At 33.8% G+C, this 18,093-nt stretch carries 15 protein-coding genes, 2 tRNA genes and 1 pseudogene; 7 read left to right on the plus strand and 11 right to left on the minus strand.

The window, feature by feature from the left end:
- Positions 1-4: 4 nt before the first annotated feature.
- The gene (locus R1F52_03225) at positions 5-868 is read left to right on the plus strand and encodes a metallophosphoesterase (protein WOV93656.1); all 864 of its coding nucleotides are present in this window, start codon (positions 5-7) and stop codon (positions 866-868) included.
- On the opposite strand, the gene R1F52_03230 is transcribed toward R1F52_03225, so the two are convergent.
- Positions 861-2,060: an AAA family ATPase gene (locus tag R1F52_03230; protein ID WOV93657.1), complete on the minus strand. Its 1,200-nt coding sequence runs from the start codon at positions 2,058-2,060 to the stop codon at positions 861-863. The genes R1F52_03225 and R1F52_03230 overlap by 8 nt on opposite strands.
- A gap of 430 nt (positions 2,061-2,490) precedes the next feature.
- Between R1F52_03230 and R1F52_03235 the strand changes: the two genes are divergently transcribed.
- Positions 2,491-2,901 (plus strand): hypothetical protein, encoded by a 411-nt coding sequence (locus tag R1F52_03235; GenBank protein WOV93658.1) that lies wholly within the window; start codon positions 2,491-2,493, stop codon positions 2,899-2,901.
- Here R1F52_03235 and R1F52_03240 read toward each other — a convergent pair.
- A complete protein-coding gene (locus tag R1F52_03240; protein WOV93659.1) occupies positions 2,890-3,381 on the minus strand; it encodes a CopD family protein in 492 nt (163 codons plus the stop codon). The genes R1F52_03235 and R1F52_03240 overlap by 12 nt on opposite strands.
- Before the next feature lie 78 nt (positions 3,382-3,459).
- On the opposite strand from R1F52_03240, the gene R1F52_03245 reads away from it, so the two are divergent.
- On the plus strand, positions 3,460-3,960 hold the full coding sequence (locus R1F52_03245) for a hypothetical protein (GenBank protein ID WOV93660.1): 501 nt from the start codon (positions 3,460-3,462) through the stop codon (positions 3,958-3,960).
- 3 nt (positions 3,961-3,963) lie between these two features.
- Here R1F52_03245 and R1F52_03250 read toward each other — a convergent pair.
- Positions 3,964-4,037, minus strand: a tRNA-Val gene (locus R1F52_03250).
- Positions 4,038-4,139: 102 nt separating this feature from the next.
- On the opposite strand from R1F52_03250, the gene R1F52_03255 reads away from it, so the two are divergent.
- Positions 4,140-4,214, plus strand: a tRNA-Arg gene (locus R1F52_03255).
- 43 nt (positions 4,215-4,257) lie between these two features.
- On the opposite strand, the gene R1F52_03260 is transcribed toward R1F52_03255, so the two are convergent.
- The 4 genes from R1F52_03260 to R1F52_03275 are packed head-to-tail and all read right to left on the minus strand — an operon-like array spanning position 4,258 to position 8,706.
- Positions 4,258-5,877, minus strand: coding sequence for a hypothetical protein (locus R1F52_03260; protein WOV93661.1), 1,620 nt, complete (start codon positions 5,875-5,877; stop codon positions 4,258-4,260).
- On the minus strand, positions 5,874-6,821 hold the full coding sequence (locus R1F52_03265) for a VWA domain-containing protein (protein WOV93662.1): 948 nt from the start codon (positions 6,819-6,821) through the stop codon (positions 5,874-5,876). Before R1F52_03265 ends, R1F52_03260 begins: the two co-directional genes overlap by 4 nt.
- Before the next feature lie 3 nt (positions 6,822-6,824).
- Positions 6,825-7,703 (minus strand): DUF58 domain-containing protein, encoded by an 879-nt coding sequence (locus R1F52_03270; protein WOV93663.1) that lies wholly within the window; start codon positions 7,701-7,703, stop codon positions 6,825-6,827.
- Positions 7,704-7,713: 10 nt separating this feature from the next.
- A complete protein-coding gene (locus R1F52_03275; protein ID WOV93664.1) occupies positions 7,714-8,706 on the minus strand; it encodes a MoxR family ATPase in 993 nt (330 codons plus the stop codon).
- A gap of 97 nt (positions 8,707-8,803) precedes the next feature.
- Here R1F52_03275 and R1F52_03280 point away from each other — a divergent pair, with 97 nt between their 5' ends.
- Positions 8,804-9,319 (plus strand): NAD(P)H-dependent oxidoreductase, encoded by a 516-nt coding sequence (locus R1F52_03280; protein WOV93665.1) that lies wholly within the window; start codon positions 8,804-8,806, stop codon positions 9,317-9,319.
- A 79-nt stretch (positions 9,320-9,398) separates the two neighbouring features.
- Here R1F52_03280 and R1F52_03285 read toward each other — a convergent pair whose 3' ends face one another.
- Complete coding sequence (locus tag R1F52_03285) at positions 9,399-9,872, minus strand: hypothetical protein (GenBank protein WOV93666.1); 474 nt, start codon at positions 9,870-9,872, stop codon at positions 9,399-9,401.
- 1,155 nt (positions 9,873-11,027) lie between these two features.
- Entirely contained in the window at positions 11,028-11,390 is a 363-nt protein-coding gene (locus tag R1F52_03290; GenBank protein ID WOV93667.1) for a hypothetical protein, read from the minus strand.
- 60 nt (positions 11,391-11,450) lie between these two features.
- Here R1F52_03290 and R1F52_03295 point away from each other — a divergent pair, with 60 nt between their 5' ends.
- Complete coding sequence (locus tag R1F52_03295; GenBank protein WOV93668.1) at positions 11,451-12,194, plus strand: geranylgeranylglyceryl/heptaprenylglyceryl phosphate synthase; 744 nt, start codon at positions 11,451-11,453, stop codon at positions 12,192-12,194.
- 53 nt (positions 12,195-12,247) lie between these two features.
- Positions 12,248-15,574: pseudogene (locus tag R1F52_03300) on the plus strand (DNA polymerase II large subunit).
- On the opposite strand, the gene R1F52_03305 reads toward R1F52_03300, so the two are convergent.
- The gene (locus R1F52_03305) at positions 15,561-16,868 is read right to left on the minus strand and encodes a serine hydroxymethyltransferase (GenBank protein ID WOV93669.1); all 1,308 of its coding nucleotides are present in this window, start codon (positions 16,866-16,868) and stop codon (positions 15,561-15,563) included. The pseudogene R1F52_03300 and the gene R1F52_03305 sit on opposite strands and share 14 nt — an antisense overlap.
- A gap of 486 nt (positions 16,869-17,354) precedes the next feature.
- Positions 17,355-18,038 carry a hypothetical protein gene (locus R1F52_03310; protein WOV93670.1) on the minus strand — a complete coding sequence of 228 codons (684 nt, stop codon included), beginning with the start codon at positions 18,036-18,038 and terminating at the stop codon, positions 17,355-17,357.
- Positions 18,039-18,093: the final 55 nt, after the last annotated feature.

An 18,093-nucleotide genomic window follows, 5' to 3' on the forward strand; every position in this document is an offset into this window, starting at 1 on the left:
AATCATGCCTAATAAAAATGGCGGATGTGTCGCTAAGGAAATAATATATCCTGACATACCAAAACATAAACAAAATTTCTCTAAAACAGATGCCTATGCTATGTTTTTATCTGATCTACATATTGGTAGTAAATTTTTCATGGAAGAGGAGTTGAGGAATTGTGTAAAATGGTTATCCGGTAATGATCCCATAACTCTGCGTGTTAGATTTTTATTAATTTGTGGTGATGTTGTGGATGGTGTTGGGGTGTATAAAAATCAAGACAAAGATTTGGTGTGCCTAACATTAGAGAAACAGTGGAANAAAGCGTATGATATCCTCAAAGACATACCAGAGCGAGTAAAAGTCTTCATCGCGCCTGGAAACCACGATCCAGGCAGAAGAGCCCTTCCTCAACCAGCTATACCAGAAAAATATAATCAAATGTTGTGGAAGCGCGAAAATTTTTTCATGATTGGAAATCCTGCTCTCGTCTCATTGAATGGGGTAAAAGTTTTGATGTATCACGGACAGGGTATTGATGATATTGTAAGGGTGTCCCCAGGTCTTGATTATTCCTCACCTGCAGATGTGATGGAGGTTTTGTTAAAGACAAGACATCTGTCTCCAATTTATGGTGGACAGACTCCCCTTGCTCCAGAAACTCAAGATATGTTAGTTATAGAAGACATACCAGACATATTTCACACAGGACATGTGCATGTTGGAGAGTTTGGTAGATATCGTGGTGTGTTGATGATTAATTCTGGAACATGGCAAAAACAAACTCCTTTCCAAGCTGGTGCCGGAATAACACCCACTACAAATCTTGCTGTGTTTGTAAATTTAAAAACATTTGATGTGCGAGTTTTAAGTGATTTTAAATAATATCCCCAAGAATTAGATCTTCGGCAAATACATTTTTAATAATACTAGTAGGTATAGAAAGACTAAATTTTTTTGTTCTTCCATGACTTCCACTATGTATTATCTTACTAGATATGATCCCAGACATTTCAATCTCTGCCAGTATCTGTGTAACTCTTCTTTGAGTCAGAGGGGTTTGTCTAGTTGTTTTGCAAGTATTTTTGTATGTAGAGTAAATCATGCCAGTAGAGAGACCCCCACATTTCATTACAGAGAAAATTAATATTTTTTCATGAAGAGGATATGATTGTAGTGCTGTTACCTCTTTATTCTCTTCTATTTTTTTGCTGGCCAGACGTATGTGTTTTTCAGTTACACGATTATCCTGCTCGCGTTCTGCAATCTCTCCGGCAACACGAAGCAGATCTATAGCTCTGCGTGCATCCCCGTGCTCTTTGGCTGCCATTGCAGAACAAAGATTAATGGCAGATTTGGTCACAGCACCTTCAAGAAAAGCGTGTTTTGCCCTGTCCTCTAAAATTTTATGGAGTTGTAGTGAAGTATAATTTGTAAATACAATCTCTTCTTCGCTTAAACTACTAAGCACCCTTGGATCCAGGCGCTCTTTGAATGTTAGATCATTTGATATACCAATAATTGTTAAAGAACCACCACTTAGTAGTTCGTTTGCTCGTGTTAATTGATACATGATATCTTTTTGTGTTTTCGCTATTAGTGTTGCAAGATAATCAATTTCATCAAGAACAAAAACTACAGAAGAGTTTGTTTTATTAATTATCAATAAAAGACGTTTAAAGACTTCGCTAATTGAGAGACCACTAGATGGTAAAGATTTTCCATCTAGTCCTAATTGTCTGCCTAAACTAACTAGCACTCCATAAACAGTACTTTCTGTTTTAGAATTTGTATAACATAATTTAATTGGAATCTTATTTTTAGAGAGATGATCTTTTATTTGAGATAATACTTTCTGAACAACAAGTGTTTTGCCTGTTCCTGTCTTACCATAAATTAACAAATTTGATGGTTTTGATTGTTGAAGTAGTGGTAACATGGTCTGAGTAATTTGTTTTTGTTCTAAATCACGATGCAAGATAAGTTTAGGGATAAAAGAAAAGGTTAAGGTGTCTCGTTTTTTAATAATAGATTTGTTTGTTTTTGTTCTCTCCAGTAAAATCTCTACTGGGTCCATCTACTCACACACCTTCATTACTACTCAACGATATATGATACACAAATTAGGTTATAGTCAGAATAGTAAGTTGGTTTTATGTAGTAATGAATATTATTTATGATAAAATTTAATAACATGGAGTGGAAATACAGGTGTGTCAGTCTGTTAATTAGTTGTTAATATACCTCATAAATCACTACTAAAACCTCAATTTACACCCCTTTATTTCCACTCTACCGAATTTTCCCCTCTTAACAACCCCTAAACCTCAATTTACACCCCTTTATTTCCACTCTAGGCATGAAATAGAGGATAAATCCTCTTCTTCATATTATATTGTTATCTACTTGTGAAGTATGTCGTTATTTCCCTAGTCAATATTCACAGATATTGACATTAACAATCTTTAGGTTATGATTAAAATATTCATTATACAACGTTAGTATACTTGGGTCAAAAACGAATTAGATTTGATGGAAAAGACGCTGATGGTATACAATTTGATATTAAATTGGTCGGTAACATAACACCGGCCAAAGTCCTCAAAGTCCTTGAATTAATGAATGCAATGGATATAACCACCAAACCGGCAAAATCCAATCTTTCCTCTATAGGGTCTAAAATCTGGTTTATTGTAAATAAACACTATTCAACATCTAATTTTACATCAAACTATATTCTTGAAAAATATGAGGACGAATATAACGAACCAATTAAACTCAGTGTAATATCTACATATCTATTTCGTTTCTCAAACAGAGGAAGAATCGCTAGAACACGCAGAGGTCGCGAATGGATATATAAAAATACAGAACTGGAAACAACAATGTTACAATCAAAAAAAATTTTACAACCCTGAATCTAAAACAGCAGCTAGAAATAAAATTACTAAAGATAAAACAACAACAACTTCTCCCAAAATTATAATTTTCTTTCTTAGTTTTTGTAGTTGTAGTTTTGACATATTACCACTCATGATATCATTCTCTACTTTTTTACGTATTACTCGAATATGTAATCCATAAATAATTAGTAATATGATCACAACAATTATTTTTATTAATAAAATATTGCCATAATCAGAACTAAACACCAAATCTGTATTTTTTAAAATAGGATATGCTTTGTACAAACCAGTTCCAATTAATATTAATAACGCAGGAATTGCAAATTTATTAAATCTCCTTCCGACAATAATCATAATTCTTATTCTCTCTTCTGTAGATGTGTACATTGTTTTCAGTAATGGCGCTAATACTACACCCAAAAACAACGAGCCGCCTACCCAAATACTTGCAGCGATCAAATGTATCCACACTAATATGGTCTGCTCTATCATAATCAAGCTTGAATCTTAGAGATAATATCTATTATTAACAAACAACATTTTATAAACACAATATGTAACATTAACAAAATGGTAACACAAGGAAAAATAATCGTGTTCGGTGCCATAGCAGGACTATTCATACTGATGGGTGGTATTGTATATTATGCCAGCCTCGACAACCCTGCATTAGATCAAGCAGAAATTCAACTGACTGAAACAAAACTATTAAACACAGACTCTGCATTAAATGAAGCAAAATTAAAAGTAGAATTTACAATACACAATCCTACTGACAAAACATTTACAATATCACTAATATCTTATGAATTATTTGTAAACGGAAAAAATTTGGGAACCGGTTCTTATTCTACTGAGGACGTTTCAATGCCTGGAAGAGCTGCATTTTTCCCCAACTCAACCATCCCATTACAAAGTATATTTTACATTACACTAAATAATGAAAACACACGAGAATATAATCAAATTATAAATGAAGATCCAATAGAATTTTCTGCTAAAGGAACAGTCACAATAGAAACTGCATGGACCCTGATAGAAAAGAATTTTGAAACTATACTAAAACGATAAAAATGGGCCGAGAGAGATTCGAACTCACGATCACCGCCGTGTCGAGGCGGTATCCTAACCAACTAGACTACCGGCCCAATAACCAACAAAATCATCACAAACATTTAAGGTTTAAACAACATTTTTTTCAAATCTCTTACTTGATTAGCCTTAATAATCACAACAAATCATTTTCAAATGGGTTCGTGGCGCAGCTTGGATAGCGCGGTAACCTCCTAAGTTACAGGTCAAGGGATCGAAGCCCTTCGAACCCGTTAATTCTAACAATTTTCTTATATGAGTATAATTATAATAAATTTACAACAATTTTCTTGGTCGTTTTTCTTTATAAATTATCTCAAATACAGATACAATCATATCAAAATTCGTATCAGTTGGCTTGGCTTTGGCAAAGTCAATTAAACTGGCTGTTCCCAACGCTTCTGATATCTTCATAAAGTTCGGTGATCTCCAATCAATCTGAGCCAACAATTCTTTGTTTGTAATCTCTTTGTTTAGTTGTAATTGATAACTTAGCAATAATTTTATTGCACTACTACCATCAGAAAACGCATTTTTATAATTTCCTTCTTTAAAATTATACTGTGCTTTTATAATTAATTTTCTAGCCTCCACCTTGTAATCGAATGGTTCATCGAGAATTATCTCTTTTTGATTTTTAATATAATATTTTCTATATATCAAATACACAATAAATCCTATGATTATTAAAAGAGGGATCATCCACCACAGAAATTCAAATGACGAATCTGATGAATCTAAAATAACTTCTTTCAATTCTTCCTCATCAAAAACTCCTGTAATGCTAGCAGTAGCATTTGTTTCAGGATTCTCATACTGTACAGACACCCGTGTTTCTTGCTCTAAACTAGACTGATTCATACTCTCACCAATATCTGAGGTCTGCTCCTCTGAGGAATTTTGCTCTGACAAATTATTCTGCTCAGATGAATCATCTAGACTCTGTTCTCCTAAATCCGTTTTTCCTTGAAATTGTGTTTCAGTTTCAATAAAACCTTCATCTAATAACTGCTGATCTAATTCCTGGAATCGCTCACTACTCTTCAAATTATTCAACAACTCTTCTTGCATAGACTGTGTCTGTTTTTGAATTTCGGTAATTTTTCCATCTTCCATTCTTCCCTCCAAACTACCCAACTCTCCATCCTCATTTTGATAATCTACAGTAAAATTTCCCGTGTCTTCTGATTCAGCATTTATTGTCGAATCAGTCTGTTGAAATCCTTCATCTAATAATTCTTGATGAAGCTGATCAAAATCCTCATTTTTGGCCAATTCATTTTGAAATTGTTCTTCTGTCTGTCTATTTTCTTGAACTGCTTCCTCGTATTTTTCTTGTATAGCTTGTCCATCTTGTGGGATTTGATTATTTTGTAGTCTAGATGATACTGATTGAGAGAAAGGATCTCTTGACTGTTCATTTTGTTGTTGTGGTTGATTCTGCTGGCTTGGTTGTGAAGTAGTTTGAGTTGGGTTTTGTTGATTATTTTTTTGTGATGGATTTAGAATAATATTAATAACTAAATTTTGCTCTAAAACCTTGGGTTCTGTATCGATATAATTGAAGAGTAATTGTGCGTTCAAAGTTCCCGGATTCGGTTGTGAACCGAATCCCAACGTTATAGTCTCTACTCCTGTGTTGAACTGAAATGGCACCGTGGCTGAATTAACATTAGTAATACTAGATGATCCTTGCTGCACACTAGTTGTAATTGTATATTGTATCTGTCCAATAATTGGTAGTCCATGTGTATTATTAATAATTGCAGGAATTACAACATTCTCTCCAACTAAAAAATCATATTCAGTCTGCTCCAAGTATATGGAAACATCTTGACCAAATGCCTGTGTTGTAAAAAATAAACTAAAAAGAAATATCAAAACAAGTTTAATCATTGAATAATCTTACCTCGTCCGTAGCGCAGATATACTTGAACAAGAATTAATAGTAGAGCTAAACCGAAAAACCAATCTTTTATGTAAACTTCCTCTTTCTCACGTTCAATCTCTTCACTTATGTTCTGGTAAATCTCATCCAACGTATCGATATTTATTGATTTGAAATATTTACCACCAGTCTGTTTTGCAATCTCCTGTAATGTTCTCTCATCTAATTCTGCATATTGTGGATTTCGAAATAAATCATATCCAATTACTACTGGATCCAAAGAACCCAGACCTATGGTGTATACTTGAATTGCATTTATCTTGGCAAACTCTATAGCCTCACGCGGAGAGATTACCCCTGCGTTATTCACACCATCACTGAGCAAAATCACGATCTTCTTTTTGTTTGGTATAGAAGTTGCCATATCTATTCCCAATCCAAGACCATCCCCAAGCGCAGTCTGACCTTGTTTTGGAGTTATACTTCTTAGACTATCAGCAACTCTTTCCTTAAACGGACTTAGATATGCAGCAGTGGTAGCACCATTCTCAAAGATTACAACACCGGCATAATCTTTTTCATGCAGTGCATCTAATAATATTCCAGCAGATCTCTTTGCTGCCTCTAGTCTGTTGGGTGTATAGTCTGTTGCTAACATACTACCAGAAACATCAATCACAAATACTACATTTACACCCTCTTTACTTTGCTCTAATGGTATGTGAGGATCAGCGAATCCAATGATTAATAGAGCAATTGTGGCAAGTGATATGATAAATAACCATAAATCTTTAGTAACTTTTTTTCTGTCCATTGCAGATTTGACAAACATCAAGTTGCTGAATTTTATCGCAGCTTTTTTTCTTCTCCTTATTATTTTAGAATAAAGAACATACAGTAGAGGAAGAACCAAAAGCCCAAACAAATAGATTGTAGAATCAAAACCTGCCATGAATCATACAGCCCTATATTTGAATAATTTTTTCAGAGGAATATCATATGGTTCATTAGATAAAACCTTGGCAAAAGATACTCTATTTTTTTTTAAATTTTTAACCAACTCATTTTGATGTTTTAAAACCACATTTTGATATTCCCTTTGAAATTCATTATTTGAGGTATCTACCAATAATTGCTCACCGGTCTCCTCATCTTCCAACTCTATTAGACCAACATCTGGCAGTTTCTGTTCGTGCTCATCAGTTATCATTATTGCCACAATATCATTTGTTTTACCCAAAACTCGAAGCGGTTTATAGAAATCACTAGAATCGAAAAAATCAGAGATTATTATTATCATCGAAGATCTCTTTAATATTTTTGAAACTTTTTTTAAACAAGATTCTATATTTGTTGCACGTGACTCTCCCTCAAATGTCACTATATCATTTAGTATCTTTAACATGTGTTTTTTTCCTCCACCGGCAGGTACAAATTTTTCGATTTTATCAGTGAATAGAAAAGCACCCATCAAATCATTATTTTGAAATGCGCTGAATAATAATGATGCAGTAACCTCCAAGGCACGACGTTTTTTGGATATATTATTTCCAAAATTATTGGATCCTGACATATCTAACATAACATACACATGAGTATTACGTTCCTCGATGAACTCTTTTACATATGGTGAATCAAATCTAGCAGTAACTTTCCAATCTATAGTTCGAACATCATCACCTGGACGATATTCTCGTATCTCAGAGAATTCTAAACCCTGACCTTTGAATATAGAGTAATAATTTCCAGAGAGCAATCCATGAGATTTATTTTTCGTAGAGACCTGTAAATATTTTACCTGCCTTAAAACATCTTTTACAATATCTTGTACCACATAAATCACATCATGGCACTTTTACAGCTTTAAGAATCTCTTCTATAATATTATCAGTAATGATGTTATCTGCTTGTGCCTCGTATGTAAGAATAATTCTGTGTCTGAGGACTTGATATGCCACAGATTGTACGTCCTCTGGTATTACATATCCTCTACCATTCTGTATTGCACGTGATTTTGATCCTAACGCAAGCCATAGTGACGCACGAGGTGATGCCCCATACTCTATATTTACTCCTGACTTTATTTTATACTCCTTTGGATGACGTGTTGCATCTACAATATCAGCTATATAATTTCTAATATTTTCATCAACATAAACTTCATGAGTAAATTTTTGTATCTCCAATAAATCATTAATAGTAATTATTTTGGTTACTTGGGGAACACTTCCCTCTGTAAATCGCTGTATAATCTCTGCCTCTTGTTCTTTCTTGGGATACGTCATTACTAAATTAAACATAAATCGATCGATTTGAGCCTCAGGTAAATTGTATGTGCCTTCCATCTCAATTGGATTTTGTGTTGCCATTACAAAGAATGGTCTTTGAATATGATGAGTATCCCCCTGTATGCTAACTTGTTGTTCTTGCATGGCCTCTAGCAGTGCTGATTGAACTTTGGGTGGAGCCCTGTTAATCTCATCTGCTAAAACAAAATTTGTAAATATTGGTCCTTTGAGCGTTTTAAACGAAGTTGTATTGTGATCATAAATTTTTGTTCCAATTATATCTGCAGGTAAAAGATCTGGAGTAAATTGTAATCTTGTAAACCCTAAATCTATACATCCTGCCAGAGTCTTGATTAATAGAGTTTTTGCTAGACCTGGAACCCCTTTCAATAATACATGTCCTTCTGCCATTAATGTCAATATTAAATCTTCAATAATCTTATCTTGTCCAACAATAATTTTGCTAATCTCAGTATGAATATTTTGTAATGTTTCCGAGTATCTCTTAGCTCTAATATTGAGATCTTCAATTTCTGGGCTAATACTCATATGATAAATGATATAATATCTATTTAAAAACTAATTGTTGATATTTTTATCTAAGAATCATATGCCAATTTAAATAATAACCATCTTGATTTAACATATGAAGATCGTGGTGATATCAGGCAGTCCTAGAACCGGAGGGAATACAGAGATTATGATGCAGGCTGTATATGATTATATCAAAACAAAAGAGGCAAATGTTGAATTTATTAATCTTGCAAAAGGTGGAATTGACTACTTTACTGGTTCTAGTAATGTTAGTGAAACAACCAAACATGCAGCTCAGGCAATCATGGATGCAGATATTTGGCTTATTGGTACCCCTATTTACAACTCATTTTTCAGTGCGGCCTTGAAGAACCTGTTTGAGTATATCGATTATAAGAAAACTGCAGGTAAAATTGCAGGTGTTGCAATAATGGCAGCTGGAGATATAGGATTTACTTTTGTAGGCTCTCTACTGAATCAACTTATGTCATACTTTGGTGTGATTGTAAATCCCAAAGCAGTTTATATGAAGACTAGCTCTATTGTGGATGAAAAACCCAATGATGATTCTATACTTCGATTACATAATCTAGTTGATAAGACCATATCCATGAGTAATCATGAATGAATGTACGTGTAAATGTCATTTTGGTGGAGCTCATAGCTGTCCATCATGTAAAAATGAACATGGTGTGAAATGTCATTGTTCAACTTAGTTTCTTAACTTCTTGTTTTAATTTTATCAACTCTGTTCTTACAACTTCAACTTGAACCTGCGTCTCTAATTCTTTGATTTGTTTTTCTAACGCTATAATTTGATCGTCTTTCAAATCTGCCTTACTGCGTAGCACTTTGATTCCTTCCCCGAATTCACTTTTTACCTCCATCAATTCCTCCTCCATCAACATTTTATCCCTTTTTGGAGGGGTGATCATATTGTTGTACCGCTCCAAAGAAATTTCTTCATTTTTCATTATATGACTTGGATTAGATGTTGAATAATCTGCACTCTTTTGAGAGAACCAGCATGTAATAACAAGAAATATCATTATAGGTATTGCCATAATGAAAACAAATTGTAACACTGGAAATGTGGGGCCTAAAAATATCCATAAAATAACTAGTACTATTGCAAATATTCCACTTACAACAGTTGCCAGTTGATTATAGAGATAACCCATAATTGACACCTACCATATGTAGAATATAATATTAACCTCAATATTTATACTTGAATAATACAGTTAAATCTCATGATTTACCATAATTATTGGAACGCACGTTCACAAACAGGATTTGTTGATACCATCCTGATTAATTCAAGCATAAATGTACAAATTTAATGAATCCATATCATTTCTGACGTTGTTTTACACGTGATGCTCGCTTGAGTACCTTGAGTGTCTTTTTACCCTTTGGAGTTACAGAGTATTCAAAAGGTCTGATCCTAGTTCTCTTTAGATACTTTTTCCTAAATAGATTAGTCATTATACGTGATATGTGCTCACGACTCTTNACCAACTCAATTTGAATATCACGTGATGTCCTATCAGCTGATGTGATTAATAATAATATCTGTAGTGTGATATCATCATGATCTAAATTTGGTGTAGAAGCAATTTGTTTTTCACTTTCAATAGAAACATCTTCAACTAAATCAATTTCTTGATCAACTGTTTTACTATTTTCACTTTCAATTTTTTCATTTTCAATTTCTGCACTAGTTGTTGGTTTAATCTTTTCAAACTGTTTCACTATTTCCTCACTATTTTCTTGTTGATCTACCTTTACTGTTTGAGTAATTTTAGGCTTGATTTCATACCTATTTTCATCATTTTTTTTGTTTTCACTTTCAAGTGATAACGCATCCATCCTGATTCTTAGTTGTATAATTTGTTGTTCATAATAATTTAATTGTTCCAAGTGTTGCATAGATGGTAATATTTTTTTTTCTTGTGATGTTTGGAATCTATGAAAGAGATACAAACCCATGAAACCAATAAAGAAAGCTGCAACACCAATTATTAGTACATCAGGAACATCTGCCATACCATATCATGTGATATTCTATGATATATACATTAGCTATTACACACCCTATTGTTAATTCATTACTATGTGATTAATCATTATACCATCACGATCTTATCACCTAATTACGTTGAATTCCATAGCCAAAATATCACTAAAATAACTGTGATACTACATGATTAGCACAATATCACTCATTATATCATGTGATAATTAATAATATCATATAATTATACATAATATCATGTTAGAAATTATTAATATCACAGTTTTTAATCAGTTTTTATTAAGTTTTGGCTATAATATCACATTTTAGAAAGCTTTTGCACTACTTCGTCTATCATCTTACCAACATCCCTCTCCCGTTCATTAAAGATATCACTATCTAATATCACATCAATGTGCTTGCCTAGTTTAGTTACTACCTTGTAGTGTTCATCATCAATAAGGTCTAGTCCACGCAGTAGTATCATAGAGTAGTATAACCCCTCCAACTTCTCTTGTGACTGCTGTACCTGCCTGTAATAAGCCCCCCTAGTCACGTTAAACTCCATATCAGACATGTGCCTCTGTTTTAGAATAATTTCTATTTGTCGTTCAGTAAACAATGATTTCTCAATGATTTCCTTTATGATACCTGTAAATTTTTTCTTTTGAACCTTACCCATCAGCTATACAATATAGTATGCATAACTTAAACTTTAATGAAAGGTGTTATTAATTAAATCATGCCAGGTAGCACTGAACAGTACCTAAATGAAGAAATTAAGAAGAAAAAAACTCTAGTTTTTGTACTAATTGATTCCGAAGTCTCAAATTCTACAGAATCTACATCTTTGGCAAAACAGGTACAAGAAATTGGAGCATCTGCCATTCTTGTTGGTGGTTCATCTGCTATTGATCAGTTTGAAATGTTAAAAGTGGTAGAAAACATAAAGAGTTCAGTTAGCATACCTGTGATATTATTCCCTGGTAATGTATCCGGTATAGTTCCAGGTGCTGATGCAATCTTGTTTATGTCATTATTGAATTCTGATAATCCATACTTTATCTCACAGGCTCAAGCACTTGGATCATACAATGTCCTAAAGTATGGAATAGAGGCTTTACCAACAGCATACATCATAATTGGAAATGATACCACTGCATGGTTTGTTGGTTCTGCAAAAGGCATACCACACAACAAACCGAAAATTGCAGCTGCATATTCTTTATCTGCTAAATTCCTTGGTATGCGTTTTGTATATCTTGAAGCAGGATCTGGAGCATCTCAGAATGTTACACCAGAAATGGTCCAGACTGTTCGTAAAGTCTTTGACGGTTTCATCATCGTAGGTGGAGGAATTGGAGATGCTAAAATAGCTACTAGCCTTGCTAATGCAGGGGCAGATGCCCTAGTTTTAGGCACGATTTTAGAGAAAAATAACAATCTAGAGACACTGCGAGATATCATTAATTCCATACAAAAGTAGCCTCATATCTAATGTCAGAATCTACCACTCTAAATCGAATTTCAAATATGGATATGCCAGAATACTATTCGAAATATTACATAGATATAGCAAAACAGTCTTATAAAATGTTTGAAGTTGCAGCTGACGCTAAAGCAACTCTGCGTGATTCCTCCAGTATTGTGGAGCCAAAAATTGCATTTGATCTATCAGATCGTGTGGCTAAAATGCATGATATTGATATAGCTGATCATCTACGTGAACTTCTCACTAGCCATAGTAAAGAAGAATCTGCATTACTACTCTCTAAAGAAATAGCAGAGGGTAAATTTTTACCCATTGATGCTACCAAGGAAGAAAAGGCTGATTTGGCAGTTAGAGTTGGATTGGCAGTTGTAACAGAAGGAGTAACCATAGCTCCATTACAAGGAATCAGTGATATTAAAATTAAAAAAAATAAAGACTCATCTGAATATCTATCAGTATACATAGCCGGACCGATGCGCTCAGCAGGTGGAACAGAATCTGCTGTTACAATGTTGATAGCAGATCATGTAAGAAAAATTCTAGGTCTATCAAAATACCAAGCAAATTGTTTTGATGATGAAACAGGTAGATTTATTGAAGAATTGAGAATCTATGAGCGTGAAGCAAGCTCATTTCAATATCACGTGGAAGATGATGACATCACAACGGTAATCACAAACTTGCCAGTAGAGTTGAACGGTGTTGATACAAATCCATTTGAGGTAGTAAATCACAAAAACATGACTAGAATTTCTACCGATAGAGTTCGTGGAGGAGCTCTGCGTGTATTGAATGATGGTCTTATTGGGCGTTCCAAGAAACTCACTAAACGAGTAGAACATTACAAAATGGAAGGTTGGGAGTGGTTGAAAAATCTTCATGGAGCCGTACAGAAAGATTCTGATGATGAAGACGCAGGAGAGAAAAGAATGCATGACCTTATAGCTGGTCGTTCCATACTTTCAATTCCAAAAAAACTCGGCGGTTTTAGATTACGCTATGGAAGATCTTGTAACACTGGCTTCGCCTCAATGGGACTACATCCAGCTGTAGCTGAAATTTTAGATCATACCATAGTCGTGGGAACTCAGATTAAAACAAATATTCCAGGTAAAGGATCTACCGTTGCTTTTGTAGATAGTATAGAAACCCCCATTGTCAAATTGAAAAATGGCGACGTGATAAAAATTCAAGATGTAAAAGAAGCAATTAAAGTAAAAAATAATATTGCAAAAATATTACATCTAGGAGACATACTAATTTCATATGGAGATTTTGTTGAAAATAATGCACAATTAATTCCATCTGGATATGTAGAGGAATATTGGCAGGAGGAGTTGCGAGAAAAAATAAAGGATTCCAAGTATGGTAAATTTTTAACAGACATACCTACTCTAGATGAATCATTACAGTTATCCAAAGAACTCCAAATACCACTTCATCCAAAATATACCTACTATTGGAATCATATATCACAAAAAGAATTGCAATTATTAATCACCCCAGTGAATCCAACAAGAGATCTCATTACATATACCATGGAGTGTAAAACTACCCTAGAGACATTGGGTGTACCTCACACAATACAAGACGGTATGATTATCTTGAAAAGTAATGAGGCCAGAATATTTCATAAATTACTGTTAGACAATCCTCTTGTAAATAACGATGAATCAATTCTTCAAATAATATCAAACTCTTCTGGAATTACTATACGAGAAAAATTTTCTACCTCTGTTGGAGTCCGAGTAGGTTGACCAGAGAAAGCAGCAGCTCGTGAAATGGACCCTCCTACCCACATACTATTTCCAGTTGGTGATAAAGGAACAAACACACAAGATCTGACAAAGGCCGCTGCCATACCTGATTTTTTCACTAGCATATCGAATCGCATATGTCCGAAATGTAATGAATTATCTATAGAGCTGCGATGTAGGAATTGTGATGAAAAGACCATATCCAATTACATCTGCCCTAGCTGTCACACAGAACTGACAGAGTCAGAATGTAAGCGGTGTAAAAGAAAAGCACTTCAATATTCCTTTAAACCCTTTCCGTTGAAAAAAAAATTGCTCAAGGCACAAGAGAGAACAGGCATACGCGTACAGAGTCCTTTCAAAGGAGTCAACGAACTTGTAAACACTAATAGAATTGCAGAACCATTAGAAAAAGGACTGATACGTCAGAATCTAAATCTTACAATGTTTAAAGATGGAACAATAAGATATGAAGCAACTAATTCACCATTGACACACTTTAAGCCTAGATGGATTGGAACATCCTTGGATAAATTACATCAGCTTGGATATACAAAAGATATAAACGGAGATCCCTTGCAAAATTTAGATCAAACAGTAGAAATCCTAATGCAAGATGTTATAATACCATTATCATGTGCTACATATCTTGTGGCAACTACAAAGTATATTGATCGAGAACTAAAATTACTATATGAAAAAAAGCCTTTTTACAATGTAAATAATACTGATTCCCTTCTAGGCCAATTCATCATTGGTCTTGCCCCGCACACTTCTGTAGGTATAGTTGGTAGAATAATTGGGTACACTAATACACATGTTTGCTTTGCAACACCTAATTGGCACTCTGCAAAAAGACGTGACGCAGACGGTGATGCAGATTCTATCATGTTATTATTAGATCCGTTGTTAAATTTCTCTAGACACTTTCTATCAGATAGAATTGGCGGACTGATGGATATACCTCTACTTGTACAACCTATTGTTATGCCACACGAATCACAATCACAAGCACATAACTTTGAGGTAATGCATAGATTTCCATTAGAATTCTTCCAAAAAACACGAGAAAAAATAAAAGCATCAGACATTACATGTGTAGATGTAATAAAATCACGACTAGACACATCAAAGCAATTTTCTGATTATTATTTTACACATACCACTTTAAATCTTGTCACATCAGAATCGCGTAGTGCATACTCTACGCTAGATTCCATGATGGATAAATTTGATATGCAGGTGAAAAATGCAGAGTTGATCAATGTTGTAAATCCTAGTGAAACCGTATCAGATGTAATCTCTACACATTTTGTTCCTGATATTATGGGAAATCTTAGATCATACACACGACAAAAGGTGAGATGTACAAAGTGTGGTGAAAGTTACAGACGTATTCCTTTAACAAAGAAATGCAAATGTAAACATGTACTAATTCAAACAATAACACGACCGTCTATAGAAAAATATCTTAAACTTGCAAAACGATTAGTTGAAAAATATGATGTTGGTGAATATCAAAAGAGTAGGATCCACGCTCTTGCTGATGAAATTGAATTAGTGTTTGGGAAGAGTAAGGGAGAGCAATCATATCTAAGTGATTTTAGCGCAACTTGACATAATCATAACCACCAAGTTTTTTATCAAAACAAAAACCCACCTTTTGATATTTTTGTCTTAATTTACTTATTTTAGCTTTAATTACAGATGTACTCTTTTTCTCAATAATGACCTGACTTATGAAATCTGCGATAATTTCCATCTGTGGTTCTTTCATACCCAATCTAGTAATTTCAGAAACCCCAAGTCTAATGCCACTTGGATGAAAGTAATTTCTACCAGCCTTGATATCCCCTGGTATTAATTGTCTATTCACAATAATGTTGGCCTTTTCTAATTTAGCCTCTACAACTCCACCATCACTATACTGTAGTACGTCTACAGCAATCTGGTGGGACTTTGTAAAACCTCTATTCTCTCCCAATACCTTGAATCCTTTATCATTTAACGCAACGGCCAAAGCCTTTGCATTTTTTACTACAATCTTTGCATAATCCTTGCCAAACTCTAGTGCCTCAGCAAATGTTACTGCTTTTGCAGCCATGTGATGTATGTGATGACTACTAGTAAGACCAGGAAACATTGCTTTTTTGATTACTTCTGCATGTTTTTCAGAACCAAGCACCAAACCACCCTGAGGACCAAATAATGTTTTGTGTGTACTCATAGTCATAGTATCTGCACCTTCACGCAGAGGATCTTGAAATTGTTTTCCGGCGATAAGACCTGCAACGTGAGCAGCATCATAGTTTATGTGTATATCATAACTCTTTAGAAAATCACCAGACTCCTTTACTGGATGAGGAAACAAAAACAGCGAGCCACCAAACATTGCAATTTTTGGTTTTTTCTTTAAACTTTTTACTTTCTTCATTGTCTTGTCTACATCAATCGTCATCTCTTGTGCATCAAAAGGATAAAATTCTATATTCAAACCATGTACAAGTCCTGCAGTTCCAGAATGTTCTTTCTTACCATGTGATATGTGTCCTCCTGCAGGTATGGATGGAGCTAACATTATATCATTAGGGTCAGAGAATGCAGAGTATATTGCAAGATTAGCTGCTACACCAGATACTGGTCTTACATCTGCAAATTTTGCTCTGAATAATTTCTTTGCAAGTTGCATACACTTTACTTCAACTTTATCAATGTATGTACAACCTGCATACACTCTCTCGCCGGGCCAACCTTCTGCATAACGATTTCCAAAATCAGATATTATAGCCTCTCGTACAGCCGGACTTGGTATATTCTCACTTGCTATTAGTGGGATGGAATTTGCAAACCATTTATGATGAGTCTGAAGATTTGCAAATATACCGTTATACTCTTGTTTATTAGAAGGCACAAAATTAACTAGCCAATTCCTAATTTAACTATTATTGGATATGGTTCTATAAAGTTATCTAAACCCAATAACACAATCCTCTAAAGATTACTGACTTTGGGTTATTATCATAAGATGATAAACATCATAACTATGCAATAAATTCTATGAAGTTCTGGAATGGTAGATGTGGATCTTCTAAGGATTGAAATTCCTAGTGGTTCTGGTACAAAATAGTGATTCTGATCACCTAAATTGACCAGATCTTTCTAGCCATGTTTTAGACATTATATCACAATTCTTTTTAGTAAATTTATCTCAATCTTGATCATAGTTGTAATCTCCACTATGTTTTTTACAATTTCCACATTTTAATAATAGTCGGTGAATTGTAAAATGTTTGTTAGCAGTGTTCAAGTATACTACAAAATTACATTCTACACTTATGAGAAAAACCAGATTTACTAATTATTTAGTACACTTTTTTCAATATTATTAAAAACTAATTTAGCTGAATTTCAAATCATCATCTGTTTTTATATGAATTTCAGCACTATTTGTTTTTATAATTCCATATACACCTACTCCTAAGAATATTTCTTTATTCAATTTTTCTTTCTGTTTAGGTGATTTAGATCTAACATTGGAAGTTGTTTTACTCTTGGTGTCTTTTTTTTGTTTATCTCTTAATTTTAAAAATTTTTCTTCAGAAATCGTCCCAGTTAAATTTAGAATATCCAAGATACAATTAATTGTAGTGATGTATGGGTGTCTTCTTTTAGGATTTCCAACAGATGAATTTATTAGAATTTTTTCAATAAACGACTCTTTTGTTATGCTATTATTATCCAAAATAATATGAAGAATATCTGATAGGTATGACTCTTCTATAATCTCGTTTGCTTCTTTTGTAATGTCTTCACCAGTTTTTAACTTTTCAGCAAATTTCATAGAAACATCACTCAAATGATAAGTATCGTTTTCATTATTTGTGGTGAGCATTTTAATATTTTCTAGCAATTTTACAGTGTTTTTGACAATAAATGGTGATTTTGAAATTGTTTTTATAATTTTCACAGTAGTAATATCCTTATTTGCTTTTTGGCAAGTATAACAATATGCAAGGATTGATTTAATGTCATCCAAAAAAACACTCTGAGGAATATACCAAACATCGTCTCCACTTTTCATGTTCATAATTGTGGAGTTCTATTATATTACCTTTTTGGATAATGATTGTATGAGT

The sequence above is a fragment of the Nitrosopumilaceae archaeon AB1(1) genome (assembly GCA_033471095.1).
In the GTDB taxonomy this organism is placed as follows: Archaea; Thermoproteota; Nitrososphaeria; order Nitrososphaerales; family Nitrosopumilaceae; genus Nitrosoabyssus; species Nitrosoabyssus spongiisocia.

Coding starts and splice junctions, on each gene's coding strand:
- R1F52_03245 (WOV93660.1), top strand. CDS start 3,460: ATGGTAACACAAGGAAAAATAATCGTGTTCGGTGCCATAGCAGGACTA.
- R1F52_03230 (WOV93657.1), bottom strand. CDS start 2,060: ATGGACCCAGTAGAGATTTTACTGGAGAGAACAAAAACAAACAAATCT.
- R1F52_03290 (WOV93667.1), bottom strand. CDS start 11,390: ATGGGTAAGGTTCAAAAGAAAAAATTTACAGGTATCATAAAGGAAATC.
- R1F52_03280 (WOV93665.1), top strand. CDS start 8,804: ATGAAGATCGTGGTGATATCAGGCAGTCCTAGAACCGGAGGGAATACA.
- R1F52_03240 (WOV93659.1), bottom strand. CDS start 3,381: ATGATAGAGCAGACCATATTAGTGTGGATACATTTGATCGCTGCAAGT.
- R1F52_03285 (WOV93666.1), bottom strand. CDS start 9,872: ATGGGTTATCTCTATAATCAACTGGCAACTGTTGTAAGTGGAATATTT.
- R1F52_03260 (WOV93661.1), bottom strand. CDS start 5,877: ATGATTAAACTTGTTTTGATATTTCTTTTTAGTTTATTTTTTACAACA.
- R1F52_03275 (WOV93664.1), bottom strand. CDS start 8,706: ATGAGTATTAGCCCAGAAATTGAAGATCTCAATATTAGAGCTAAGAGA.
- R1F52_03310 (WOV93670.1), bottom strand. CDS start 18,038: ATGAAAAGTGGAGACGATGTTTGGTATATTCCTCAGAGTGTTTTTTTG.
- R1F52_03265 (WOV93662.1), bottom strand. CDS start 6,821: ATGGCAGGTTTTGATTCTACAATCTATTTGTTTGGGCTTTTGGTTCTT.
- R1F52_03295 (WOV93668.1), top strand. CDS start 11,451: ATGCCAGGTAGCACTGAACAGTACCTAAATGAAGAAATTAAGAAGAAA.